The 13,589-nt window shown below is 57.3% G+C and carries 7 protein-coding genes and 1 pseudogene; 7 read left to right on the forward strand and 1 reads right to left on the reverse strand.

Features of this window, described 5'->3' with window-relative positions:
* The 3 genes and pseudogenes from AADW18_RS10405 to AADW18_RS10415 all read left to right on the forward strand — a co-directional run.
* Window positions 1-828 (forward strand): annotated as a pseudogene (locus AADW18_RS10405) (nicotinate phosphoribosyltransferase); the annotation flags it as partial.
* Between the two features lie 99 nt (window positions 829-927).
* Window positions 928-1,941, forward strand: coding sequence for an SPFH domain-containing protein (locus tag AADW18_RS10410; protein WP_337343313.1), 1,014 nt, complete (start codon window positions 928-930; stop codon window positions 1,939-1,941).
* Between the two features lie 4 nt (window positions 1,942-1,945).
* The gene (locus AADW18_RS10415) at window positions 1,946-2,881 is read left to right on the forward strand and encodes a sugar kinase (protein ID WP_337343314.1); all 936 of its coding nucleotides are present in this window, start codon (window positions 1,946-1,948) and stop codon (window positions 2,879-2,881) included.
* Window positions 2,882-3,167: 286 nt separating this feature from the next.
* Here the strand turns inward: AADW18_RS10415 and AADW18_RS10420 are convergent, their stop codons facing one another.
* Window positions 3,168-4,802: a DUF6119 family protein gene (locus tag AADW18_RS10420; protein WP_337343315.1), complete on the reverse strand. Its 1,635-nt coding sequence runs from the start codon at window positions 4,800-4,802 to the stop codon at window positions 3,168-3,170.
* A 624-nt stretch (window positions 4,803-5,426) separates the two neighbouring features.
* Here AADW18_RS10420 and AADW18_RS10425 point away from each other — a divergent pair.
* From AADW18_RS10425 to AADW18_RS10440, 4 genes are all read left to right on the forward strand, one after another.
* The gene (locus tag AADW18_RS10425) at window positions 5,427-10,775 is read left to right on the forward strand and encodes an RHS repeat protein (RefSeq protein ID WP_337343316.1); all 5,349 of its coding nucleotides are present in this window, start codon (window positions 5,427-5,429) and stop codon (window positions 10,773-10,775) included.
* The gene (locus AADW18_RS10430; RefSeq protein ID WP_337343317.1) at window positions 10,772-11,842 is read left to right on the forward strand and encodes an RHS repeat-associated core domain-containing protein; all 1,071 of its coding nucleotides are present in this window, start codon (window positions 10,772-10,774) and stop codon (window positions 11,840-11,842) included. Before AADW18_RS10425 ends, AADW18_RS10430 begins: the two co-directional genes overlap by 4 nt.
* Complete coding sequence (locus AADW18_RS10435) at window positions 11,839-12,171, forward strand: hypothetical protein (protein ID WP_337343318.1); 333 nt, start codon at window positions 11,839-11,841, stop codon at window positions 12,169-12,171. The genes AADW18_RS10430 and AADW18_RS10435 overlap by 4 nt, the downstream gene beginning before the upstream one ends.
* Window positions 12,172-12,862: 691 nt before the next feature.
* Complete coding sequence (locus AADW18_RS10440; protein ID WP_337343319.1) at window positions 12,863-13,198, forward strand: hypothetical protein; 336 nt, start codon at window positions 12,863-12,865, stop codon at window positions 13,196-13,198.
* Window positions 13,199-13,589: the final 391 nt, after the last annotated feature.

Genomic DNA, 13,589 nt, shown 5'->3' on the forward strand with positions numbered 1-13,589 from the left:
CTGGGCACCGATACGGTGTCTGGCCTGCAGCTGGCCAAGGCCTATTACCACGAGCCGATGGCCGGCTACTCCATTCCCGCCGCCGAGCACAGCACCATCACCAGTTGGGGCCGCGATAACGAAGTGCAGGCCTACCGCAATATGTTGAAGCAGTTCGCCAGGCCAGGTTCGATTGTCGCGGTGGTGTCGGACAGCTACGACATCTACCACGCCATCCGCGAGCATTGGGGCAAGACGCTGAAGCAGGAAGTGATCGATTCCGGCGCCACCGTGGTGATTCGACCCGACTCGGGCGACCCGGTGGCGGTGGTGCATCAGTGCCTGGAGCTGCTGGACGAAGCCTTCGGCCATACCGTCAACGGCAAGGGCTACAAGGTGCTCAACCACGTCCGCGTGATCCAGGGCGATGGCATCAACCCGATCAGCATTCGCGCCATCCTCGAACGCATCACCAGCGCCGGCTACGCCACCGACAACGTGGCCTTCGGCATGGGTGGCGCGCTGCTGCAGCGCCTGGATCGCGACACACAGAAATTCGCACTCAAGTGCTCGGCCGCACGTGTCAACGGCACCTGGATCGATGTCTACAAGGATCCGGTCACCGACAAAGGCAAGCAGAGCAAGCGCGGCCGCATGACCTTGTTGCAGCACCGCGAATACGGCAGCTACCGCACCGTGCCGGTGCCGGCCGAAGCCGAGTCGTTGGCGCAGGTCGACAAGCCGATGGGCTTTGATGACGCGATGGTGACGATCTGGGAGGACGGCAGGATCCTCCACGACGACACCTTCGCCGACATCCGCGCCCGCGCCAACGCCGCCCGGCTCTAAGCCGCTTCCGTTTCCATCTTGAATCCCACGACCTGGATGCAACAGGTCGTGCGGCCCCCTGCATCCCGCGCTTCGCGCGGCACCTTTAGGAGCACCACCATGTTCGGTTTTCGCTACGTCAAATCCTCTCCCAGCCAGTACCTGCTGCAGTACCGCAACGGACATGTCGTCCGCGAAGGTACGGGCTTGGCCTTCTGGTATTACGCACCCCGCTCAACGCTGGTCAGCATTCCGCTCAATGCAGTCGAAGTGCCCTTCATGTTCGAGGAGGTCACCCGCGACTTCCAGCAGGTCACGTTGCAAGGCCAGGTCGGTTACCGCATTACCGATCCCAAGCGACTGGCCGAACAACAGAACTACAGCCTGCAGCCCACGGGTCAGTACGCTTCCGACGATCCGGAACGGCTCCCGCTGCGTGTGCTGAATGCGGTCAAGGCGCAGTTCCGCACCCTGCTGCAGGACCTGGATCTGCGCGATGTCCTGCAAGGGACCGAGCGCCTGTCCGTGTCCGCGCGGCGGGCTGTCGCCGGTGCGCCCAGCCTGACCGCCCTGGGCATCGAAATCGGCGATCTGGGCCTGCTGGCAGTCAAGCCCAACCCGGACACCGCCCGCGCATTGGAAGCGCCGATGCGGGAGGAGATTCTCAAGCAGGCCGATGATGCGATGTATACCCGTCGCAATGCGGCCATCGAGCAGGAACGCTCGGTCAAGGAAAACGAACTGCGCAGCGAACTGATCATCGAGCAGAAGAAACGGCAGGTGCGCGAGACCCAGATCGAGTCCGAGCGGACACTGCTTGAAAAGCGCCAGCAGATGCAGACCCAGGAACTGACCGGCAAGGTGCAACTGGAAAAGCAGAATGCCGAACTGGTCCAGCTGCAATCGGAGAATCGCAAACAGGAAGCGGATGTCAAAGCCTATGGCCTGGAAGCCTTGGTCAACGCCATGAAGGGCTTGGATGCCCGTTCGCTACAGGCATTGACGATGGGCGGCGCCAGCCCCGAAGCGATGATGGCACTGGGATTCCAGAACATCGCCGACAACGCGGCCAAGATCGGCGAGTTCAACTTCTCGCCTGACCTGCTGCGCCAGATGGCTAAGCAAAAAGGTTAAGGCCATGGACAGAAGCGATCGCAAGATCATCCTAGTGACGCGGCGCACGCGTCTCCAGGAGCTGGTGGCTCGCTACAACACCGCGGAGCAGGCACGCTTCCAGGCCGAGCACCTGGGTATGGACTTCAGCGACTTCCTGGAAGAGGACCACGTCTACCAGCAAGCCATCACTGCAGTAGCCGATGCGTTGCAGCGTCATGGCAAGTTGCAGCGGTTGGACCGCGGCTTCCTGCCCAATTTCCTGTTTCCGCCCGAATGCCTGGTGGTCGTGGTGGGGCAGGATGGATTGGTCGCCAACACCTTGAAGTATCTGGAAGGACAGCCGGTGCTGGCGATCAATCCGGATCCGGCACGTTGGGAAGGCGTGTTGCTGCCATTCCAGGTGGGAGACCTTGCTAGGCTCCTTCCCGAAGTCCTGCAGGATCGGCGCAGTACGCGGGAAATCACTATGGCGCGAGCGCAGCTCAGTGATGGTCAGACCTTGCTGGCAGTGAACGATCTATTTATCGGCGTACGCAGTCATGTGTCGGCGCGATATGAAATCGCGCTGGGCGATCAGAGGGAGCGGCAGTCTTCCAGCGGCGTTATCGTCTCGACGGGATTGGGTTCGACCGGCTGGCTGCGAAGCGTGCTGACCGGTGCCCATGCTGTGACCGGCCAGGATGCCGATCCCGGCATGCAGGAAGTCCGGAAGCGCGGTGTGCCATGGGACAGTCGCGAGTTGGTGTTCAATGTCCGGGAGCCTTACCCGAGTCGCTCCACCGGCGCCGAGCTGGTCTTCGGTCGGATCCCTTCAGGAGTGCCATTGCGCATTCGGTCGTTGATGCCCGAGAACGGTGTGATTTTCAGTGACGGAATCGAGGCGGATGGGCTGGACTTTAAGAGCGGACTCGAAGCTGTTGTGGAGGTGCACTTCAAACGTGGATGTTTGCTGCAGTAGTGAGAAGTGTGGCGTAGAGGTCCGTTCCGACCATAATGGACATTGGTGTGCCGCCCCAGACAAACTAATCTGGGCTCCGAACTGAGCTGGCCCTGCTCCGATTACATATGCAGGCTTGTTAGCCGAATGCTGTCACCTTAAGATCATGCAGTATCAAGGGCACGCCATACATCGACGTGTTTTACAACTCCAAGCAGCGGCACGGTTCCAACCACGGCCTATCGCCGGTAGAGTTTGAAAAGAAGGCGCACCCAACGCTGCCGAAACGCTGGGCAATTCAAGGCAATCATTGAGTCTCAGCGTCTGAGGCAGGTTTCTGGATCAGTTCGATCGCCATTGGGAGCCCGAACTGGGCGATACGTTCGGCAGCTGCCTGCAGGCTAACCTTGCTGAAGAACGGAAGTCCGAGCGTTCCATCCGCGTACGGTTTGCGCATGATGCCGAAGACTACCTTGTAGGAAGTCCTCGTAACTGTCGCGTTGCGGTTCGGCAGTAATGTTTCGAATCCTCTCCGCTCGCACCTTACTTCCTCTCGGAGCTTTGCTCGGAAATCAGCGTCACTAACAAACGCCTCCGCGCTAACGACCCCCTGCGACCATAGATGGCTGATCGGCCCGGAAGAGTGGCCATCTTTGAGGTGAATGAACTCCCGGTTGCGCGAAAGAAAGTCGCATGGTTCAAGGTTCGCGTACCTAACTCCAGCTGGATTGATCTTCCTCTGATCGAGGTTGAGAAGATCGTCCCTTGTGCCATCAAGACTGGCGATAAGCTCGCGTTCGTTGAGGCATGTCGTTGGTCCGATGATTGATACCTTCTCGATTGAGTCGAAGAACGCTTCAACTCGGTCGCGAAATGTCCTTTTTACGAAGTACCAGTCTCCCGCGAACATGACGTAGTAGTCATTGCGGCCACCTTCATGGACAGTCGTTTCGAAGACGAAGCAATCATAGACACGCCACTTCTCAGAGAACGCACCAGAGCCCTCGGCCATCGCCCGAATTCTGTGCTTGTCCTTGATCTCGGAAATGTCGCCATGGAACTCTTGCTTATTCAGTTCATCTACGTAGTCATCAATTGATAGGCTAGTGAAGTTGGTTCCGTGACTGCCGAATCCGTTGTAGTGTAGAAGGCTGCCCTCGGTATAGTTCACGACCTCTGGCGGGGCCATGTGCAGATCGCTGACCCTGCCTTCGCGAAGATCCTCTAGAGCACGGAAGAGTTTCGCGTCGAGCCTGTTAAGGATGTCGCGTTCCTTGATGACGCGCATATTGTCTACCCACGCATAATCCCTCTTGTAGGCGTGGCTGCGATAAACGGCCATGACCTCAGTGCACTTCGCGCCGATCGTCTCTGGCTCTACGTCGCAGGTGATGGAAAGAGTGTCCTTGCCAGCGACAAACCTGGCGAAACGCCGATCTGATGGGGTGCCTCCGGCAACGCGCGCCAAGTCGCGAAGCATGTCGACGCCAAACTCTTGCACGTCGCTATCCATGCTTGCTTGGATTCGTTTCTGAAACGTAACTGCGTCAGGAGTCGCAAGGTCCAATGTGCGAAGCTGCCCCCGTGGGACGGAATTCAGTGTTACGCGGAGGCCGAATCCCCGCTCGAACGCATCATCGTCTAGCGCAATGTGAACATGCCCGAAGCATACAGCGACCGTACGTTGACCCACAGGCAGAAACAGGACCGCTCCGGCGCCTCCAGTAAAGAGCTCTTCGGGAAGAGGGCCGCTCAGAGACTGTAGGAAATCTCGCCAAGCCGGTGGGTTCGAATAGATCTGCCCCACATACAAGGCGGCGCTGTCTTCGCCTTGCCAGTTGTGTAACTGAAGCTCGCGCTCGGCTCCGGGAGCAAAGGAATCGCCAAACGCCGTGGCGCTACTCCTGCCGCGGCGGAGTAGCCTGATGTTCAATGCCTTCATAGCCGTCCCTATCCTTCCTTAGTTTATCCGCTCGCCGGGGGATACTGTGCACAGCGGTCTTCGACACCAAGCATGTTTGCCTCAGTTCGCGCGACATTCAAGTAGTAAATGAGTGCCATGGCATCCAGCTTCTGCCCGCTATCCTTCCGCTACTCGGCTCCGTGGCTAGCGCAGCCCTGCCCACCTCTGACATGGACCTGGCTGTGAACGAGATCTACAGGCCAAATCAGTCTGGTTGAAGAAGCCACGACGGCATGTGATAGCTGCCAATATGTCTGGTACACGCATTTACCTGTATCTCTGTCTTTCTTTTGCCTTCCAGTAGAGATATGTTTCGCAACAGGTATTCCGCAAGGGGATGTTGCGGGAATGGGGATAGGGGTTCGGTCGCGGTTGCCGAAGAGGATTCGCGAGCCTTCGGTCGGGCTGCCATGCAGAACGCTAGGACGGGAATCCAAGACAGGGGTGGCTCTGCCTCCATAGCTGCTGGACCTGTCAGCAGCTAGTGGAATGTCCTATGTGCACCAGAAGTGCCCTCTGAGGTTCACCGCAGACCGCAGCAAAAAGTCTGGCTTCCGACGACTCGAATGTCTTCGGAAAATCAAGGATAAAAAGGGGAAATGGATGTTTAAGGAAGCTGGCAAAGCCTGGCGTTTCGGCAAGCAAGTGCCACTCATAGCGCGTCTTACTAACCACCTCGTGCTGCTGATATTGCTGCAGCTCTGCTTTGCCAGTAGCTGCGTGGCGCAGATAATCAACGATTTAGAGCCCATCGAGGATTACAACAAGAAAATTCAATCCGCCCAAGTCGTGTCGCCTATGTCTGCCGACTCCTTCGGCGAGAGCGTAAGCCTCTACGACGGGAGCACGAGCTTCAATGCGACTGATATCGATCTTCCTGGAAACAACGGTCTACCCGTAAGACTGAGTCGTTACTTCAAGGTATTTAACCGTAGAAAGGAACGTGCTCTACCTGGAATCGCCGACTGGGAGCTAGACACGCCGCGTCTCTATGGTGAGTTCTACGCCGATAAGGGATGGAAGACGAAAAGTACATCGCCTTATAGCCGCTGCTCCATTCCAGCAATCGCGGATGCCGCTGCGGTAATCAACGGCGTGGAGAATGCGGGAACCAACCATCAGATATGGCACGGCTATCACATGCATATGCCGGGCGCAGGTGACCAGGAACTTTTGCTAAACACGGAAGCTAAGATTCCTGCAGTGCAAGATGGTGTGAGCTATCCCTGGATCACACGGGATTTCACCCGGTTAGGTTGCCTATCTGCGACCAAGAATGGCTATCCAGGGGAGGGGTTCGTTGCGATTACCCCGGATGGAACCAAGTATTACTTCGATCATGCCGTGACTCACCCCATCAAGGGATACAAGGTCATGGTACAGACCATCATGAATTACATCGGTCGCACGCGCGTCCACCTGATGGCTACTCGCGTTGAGGACCGTTTCGGAAACTGGGTCAAGTACAACTACACAGGCGATTTGCTTACCAGCATAGAGTCTAGCGATGGCCGTTTGATTAGCCTCAACTATGCTGATGGCCGGTTGGCAAGCGCGGTCGCCAATGGCCGCACATGGACTTATAGCTACGAATGGAGTGAGGCATATCCAACGCCCACGGGCGACTATCGACTGCGCTCTGTCCAGAGGCCGGACGCATCAACCTGGGGATACCGCGTGGCCAGTGGCACGTTGATGCCGCTGCGCGAGCAGCCACCGGATGGCGGCCAGAACAACAATTGCAGATCGGAGCCTGATCGAATGGATGGGGCTTTCAGCTTGGAAGTCACCGCGCCATGGGGCGCCTCCGCGTTATTCAATTTCTCGCATTCGCGCCGATATCGCGCTCACACTCCCATCCACCCTTGCGATACCCCGCCGGGTGTGCCTGAGCTCATTCCGTACATTCCCCATTTCTTTGACACTTACTCTTTACACAAGAAGACGGTCACTGGTCCAGGTCTAGCTCCCGCGATCTGGGACTACTCCATTGGCGTAGGCGCGCGTGGGATTTATACCAGTGGCACCTCCAGTGACCCTTGCCCATCGTGCGTACCTTCCAAAACTACTACCGTGACAGCACCCGACGGTGTTAAGACGCTTTACGAATATGGAATTATGTACGGCTTGAATGAAGGCCGTTTGCTTTCTACGGCCGTCAAAGACACCGCCGGGGTGGTCCAGCATGTGTCTGCTCAGGCATACGTTCAAGACTCCGAAGTGGCGTCGCAAAAGTTTCCTGCGCAGGCAGGAACAACGTTGCTTCATCTTCCCAACGCAATGGCCAATTTGATTCGCCCCATCAAAGCCACAACGCAAGTTCGGGAAGGGGTGACTTACACCAGGACAGTAGACTCCGGTTGCGACGGCGTGTTGTGCTTCGATGCATTCGCACGCCCCACGCGCGAGACACGATTCAGTCCCTGGTACAGCCGCACCGACACCACCGAGTATCACCACAATCTGAGCAAGTGGGTGCTGAGCCAGGCCAGCAAGACGACCAACGTCAATACCGGCCTGATATCCGCTGAAATCGTGTTCGATCCTGGCACCGCGTTGCCGCTGCAACAGAAGCGCTTCGGCAAGCTGCAGCAGACGTTGACCTATAACGCCAATGGCACGCTGGCTACGGTCAAGGACGGCAACAACAACATCACTACGCTAGGGGTCTGGAAGCGTGGCATTCCGCAGCTCATTACCTATGCAGATACCAACACCCAGTCGGCGGTAGTCGATGATGACGGTTGGATCCGATCGGTCACCGATGAGATCGGTGCGAAGACCTGTTACGGCTACGATGTGATGGGGCGGTTATCGCGGATCGACTATCCGTCAGAGACAGCGGGAGTTTGCGGGGGTGCTTGGCATCCGACCGTCTCTACTTTTGAATACAGAAACATAGAAGAGCATGGGTTGCCGCCGGGTCATTGGCTGCAAAGCCAAATTACCGGCAATGGCTACAAAAATACCTTTTACGATGCGCTATGGCGACCGGTGCTCGTGCATGCATTCGACGCCACCAACATACCCGGAACACTAAGCGCAACCCGTACTACCTACAACACCAGCGGCCGTGCTGATTTTCAGTCGTATCCATCATCGCAACTGGTGCCGCCGTTGAAAGGTGTCTGGACGATCTACGACGCCCTGGGCCGGGTGAGGTCGGTCTCGCAAGACAGCGAGCACGGCCCATTGACGACGCTGACGGATTATCTTGCGAACAACCAAGTCCGAGTCACCAATCCCAAAAACGGCCAGACCACCTCCAGCTTCCAGGTCTTCGATCAGCCCAGCTACGACAGTCCGGTGATGATCAGCCACCCGGAAGGCGCGTTCACGGACATCAGCCGGGATATCTTCGGCAAGCCCACGGCGCTAATCCGGCGCAATGCGGATAGCAGCCTGTCGGTGACTCGGCGTTACATCTACGCGTGGGATCAGACACTGTGCAAGGACATTGAGCCGGAGACCGGGGCGTCGGTCTATTACAATGACGGCGCGGGTAATCTTTGGTGGTCGGCAAACGGCCTGGATCTGCCGTCCGTCGGTGATTGCAATTTCAACGAAGCCGGTAGCCGCGCCGTCACGCACACCTATGACGCTCGCAACCGTATCAAGACGTTGAGCTTCCCGGATGGAGTGGGCAATCAGACCTGGGATTACACCCCAGATGGTCTGCCCACCCAGATCACTACGTACAACAGCAACGGTGGCGATCCCGTCGTCAACGCCTACGGCTACAACAAGCGGCGGATGCTGACGTCCGAGAGCGTGACGCAACCCGGTGTGTATAGCTGGGCATTGAACTACGGCTATGACACCCACGGTGCGCTGGCGAATCTGACGTATCCCAGCGGAATGCAAGTGAGCTTTGCGCCCAATGCGCTAGGGCAGCCAACCCAAGCCGGCAGCTATGCCTCCGGGGTGAGCTATTACCCCAATGGGGCAATCAAGCAGTTCACCTACGGCAATGGCATTGTACACACGATGACGCAGAACGACCGCCAGCTGCCCTTGCAGGTGCGGTCGGGCAATGTCACCGGCTACGAGTACTGGTATGACGACAACGGGAACCCGACTCATCTTCATGATCTGGTGCAAGGGAGCAACTACAGCCGAACGCTGGAATATGACGGACTGGACCGGCTGACCGGTGCGGGCTCGGCATCGTTCGGTGGTGACCACTGGTATCGCTTCACTTACGACGCGTTGGACAATCTGAAGTCTTGGAAGTTGGCAGGCGTGAAGGACTATGCGAACTACTACTACGAGCCAGCGACCAATCGACTGCTGAGTATCCAAAACTCGGCCAACGCGACCGTTGTCGGCTTGTCCTATGGTGAGCGGGGCAATCTGAGGAACAAGAACGGCCAGCAGTATGTGTTCGACTTCGGCAATCGGTTAAGAGAAGCCACGGGCAAGGAGACCTACCGCTACGACGGTCACGGCCGCCGCGTGCAGTCCAGCAGTCACGCGCAAGGGAACATCCTATCGATGTATGGCCAGGATGGCGTGCTGCGCCGGCAGGCAAATGCACGCCTAGGCAAGAACACCGAGTTCATCCAACTGGGTGACAGCCTGGTGGCGCGGGTAAATGTGGCGGTGGCGCCCGGCGTGCCGGCACTGACAGCACCGGGGTACAGCACCCAAGGCAGCTATACGGTGCAGTGGTCGGCGGTGCCCTCGATCAATCGCTATGAATTGCAGGAGCAAGCCAATGGCGGCGCATGGCAGGCGGCTTACTCCGGTGCAGCAGTCAGCCACGCCATCAGTGGCAAGGCCAGTGGCGTGTACGGCTACCGCGTCCGCGCTTGCAATCCGACCGTCTGTGGCGGTTGGAGCGGAATAGCGACAGTCACGGTCGAGCTGCCTCCCAGCACGGTGCCCACGCTGAGCCTGCCGAGTAGCAGCTACAGCGGCAGCTATACGGCGTCGTGGAGCGCGGTGACAGGCGCCACCAGCTATCAGTTGGAAGAAAGCGCCAACGGTGCGGCCTGGGCATTGGCCTACAACGGAGCGGCTACCTCGAATGCTTACAGCGGCAAGGCCACGGGTAGCTATGCCTATCGAGTGAGGGCCTGCAATCCGGCGGGCTGCACCGGTTACTCCGGTACGGCCTCGATCACCGTGTTGTATGCGCCGGCCAGTGCCCCCAGCGTCAGTTCGCCGGGACTGAACAACACGGGCAGTTACGGCATCAGCTGGTCGGCCGTGGCCAACGCGACCCGTTACCAGTTGGAGGAAAGCGCGCTAGGCGGCGGCTGGATCACGATCTACAACAGCAGCGGCACCAGCACCTCGGTCGGCGGCAAGACGGCGGGTAATTACGCGTATCGAGCCACTGCCTGCAATGCCGCCGGGTGCGGTCCGGTTTCGGCCACGGTGACCACGTCGGTGGTGTTGCCACCGACCGCGGCGCCTTCGGCCTCGGTACCGGCGTCGAATATGACGGGTGCCTACACGGTGAGTTGGTCGACGGTCGGTGCGGCCACCGGCTATCACGTGTGGGAGCGGGTGAATGGCGGCAACTGGGTGTCGGTGCACGATGCGCCGGCCACCTCGATGAGCGTCAGCGGAAAAGCCAATGCGACCTACGGCTATGTTGCGCGTGGTTGCAACGCGGGTGGCTGCGGCCCGTGGAGTGCAGAGGCTTCCACGGTAGTGAATGTACCGCCGGCTATTCCAGCTACACCAACAGGATTATCGGTCAGTCGGTTCCGCGATGAAGAGCTGCAGACGATGGTGGCGCACGTAAATTGGTCCGCTTCGTACGGCGCCACCTACTATGAGGTGCAGGAAAAGAAGGGCACGGCAGCGGCGGTCGTCTTCAACAACGGCCCTGCAACCAGCGTCAGGCGAACCGGGGTGGGGACTACCGCTGCACTGACCTATTGGGTGCGTGCCTGTAGCGCCAACGGCTGCTCGGCCTGGTCGGCGGGGGTATCGCCATGAGCGCGGTGATCAGGAAAGATGTGTTGCATGCATTGCCGCGCTTGGCTTGCAGAGCATTGCTATGGCTGATGGCGGCCTTGGCAGCCAACACGGTGCAGGCACAAACCACCGTGGAATACATCCACACCGATGCTTTAGGCACTCCGGTGGCAGTGACCGACGCTGGCGGAAATGTGATCGAGCGTAGCGAATACGCGCCCTACGGCGAGTTGCTGAACCGACCGCTGGCGGATGAGCCGGGGTATACAGGGCATGTGCAAGACGCAGCCACCGGGCTGACGTACATGCAGCAGCGCTATTACGATCCAGAGATTGGGAGGTTCTTGTCAGTTGATCCAGTAGAAGCTGATCCAAACTCAGGCGGGCTTTTCAATCGCTACATGTACGCAGCGAATAACCCATATGCATTCTTTGATCCGGATGGCCGTTGTACCGGCTCCCGGATTGAGAACGGTGATGGAACATGTGTGAGTACCGGTGACTTCACCACAATGGGAGGAGGGCCAACAATGCCTGGCGCGCAGACAGTGCTTCATCAGGCATCCATTGAAGCACAAGCAGGCGTAAGTGGGGCCGGGGGTGTTTCAGGTCTATATGCTGCAAATGATGGTCCGCATGAGCCACTTTATTGTTCTGGAGTCGCGGACTGCGATTTTATGTACAACCAAAATCAATTCTTGGATGGAAAACTATCCTCAGACGAATTCTTGGATAGGACGCAGGCTCAAGGAGCAGCGGGGACGGCCGGCGCAGCGATTGTTGCGGCTGCTTATACCGTCGGGCGTGGAGGCCCTGTTGTTTGGTTTGGAGTATATTCCGGAGGGAAGTACATTTCGAAAAATGTCAGAATCGATGGTCCATCTCCGGGATTAAATTACGCCAACGGAAGAGTGATTGGCATTTCGTTGCGGAATTCAAATTTAAACCTTCGCCTTGACTATGCTCCAGTTCCAGGATCAAAAGGAACGCCAGTGCTCCATATAAACTTTGGAAAAAGCGGGCGCGGCGCCGCGCCCCATATCGTCATCTGGGATCCGCGTTGGTACACGCCAAATACACTTAAATGAAAAATAAAATAACTAATTCTGTATATGAAAGGCTGAAGCGACTTGACGATGCTGAACCCGTTGATGCTGAGTCACTACAGCGATGGTATGAGGAAGCGCAAGAGCTAGTTGCTTTGTTGCGGAATGATCCGTTTGTTTGCGATCAAGTGCCAATACGAGTTTGGCAGTTTTTATCTGATGCAGATATTCGGATGAAGGACAAAGAGTACGCGGCGCTACAGCGGAGAATAATCAAGGTGTTTATTGGCGGATTAGAGGAAGGTATTTTTCTTTCTGGGAAGCAAATCGACGAACGAATAGACGCTGGAAGTGATACCGATACGGGCTGAGCTGCTAAGCGACGGTAGGCGCCGCTCGAGCGACTGCATGCTACGACGAAGCGCTCGACGTGACCGGCACTGGCGCGCAGGAAGCGACGAACGAGACGTTCCGACAGCTTGACGAACTACTCGCCGAGCTACCCGCGCGTCGACTCATTCTCGGTGAATCCGGGAGGCTACAAGGTCGGCGCGACGGTCTTGGCGTAATCCGCTCTAGCGATAGCGTTGCGATGAGCCCGGCCTTGTGCCGGGCTTCGTCATTCCGAGACCGACTTCTTACCCTGCTGTCAGCAATTGACCGCAAGCGGGCTTCTGGCATCTACAGACGCCGCTTGGTTTCAACTTATGCTTCTATCGGTGTTTCAGCTTATGCCTTCAAGATCATCCAATGGTACCGGCCGCATAAGTTGAAACATTGTTTCAACTTATGATGATAAAAAAGGCAATAGTTGCAACGACTTGCCTTCGAATGGGAGCCAGATGGGGTCGCTTTGGCGGCTTTCGACCCAAAGCGGATGTCCTTTCCTCACCAACGGAGCTTGTCGGGTCTGGCCCCCCACTTGTTTGCCGGGGCTGTGGCTGCCTATGGTCCGCCAAAGTATGGGATTCACGAGTTCTCGTTCGCTGCAGACAGTAGCCGGACCAGAGTCGATCTATTGGGAAGTTAGGTGTTCCTTTTCCATTTCTCCTTGAGGGTGCAGTGGAGCACAATCTTGAAAGGCTAAAAGCGCATATCCTGCCGCTCTCCCAGTCGAGCCGCTTCGATGTGGCGCGCACGGAGTGGGACCTCGTTGGGGTGGAGATTACGGAGGATTTTGATCATTGCCCTTGCGACCAAGAAATCAAAGAACACTGCTACATAACAAACCGCATTACGGGTCATTCAACGTACGTCGGAAACGTTTGCATCAATCGATTCCTTGGCATTGATACTGGGACCTTGTTTGATGGTCTAAAGCGCATTGCTAAAGATCAGTATGCCAACGCAAACCTTGATGTAATCCGGCGTGGGTTAAAGCTCGGTTTTTATCTATGAATCTGAGTATGAGTTCCTCGTTTCGACACGTCTAAAGCGCAATCTTTCCACCAAGCAGCTTGAGTGGAAATGCAAGATCAATCGCCGTATCGTTCAACAGATCGTGGTACGTAGTCGCACACGCCCCTGATAATTCATCCAAGCGATTCCGCTTCGCGACGCGATTCAACTCAGCGTTCGTAATATCCGCCTATGCCCGGTAGCTGACGCTGATGGGCAGGAATTAGGGATGTTTATCGTGGACAGGGAAGGGCAGCTTCCGACCCGAAGAAGACACCGGCTATGACCACGTGGTGCCTTCACGGACACAGGGCGGGCAGCTCCACCAGTTTACGTCGACTTGTTAGCCGGACCTGGCCAGCCTAAGATCGAACAACGGCAAAAGGGGATG

Source organism: Pseudoxanthomonas sp. CCNWLY206-1, assembly GCF_039710385.1.
In the GTDB taxonomy this organism is placed as follows: domain Bacteria; phylum Pseudomonadota; class Gammaproteobacteria; order Xanthomonadales; family Xanthomonadaceae; genus Pseudoxanthomonas_A.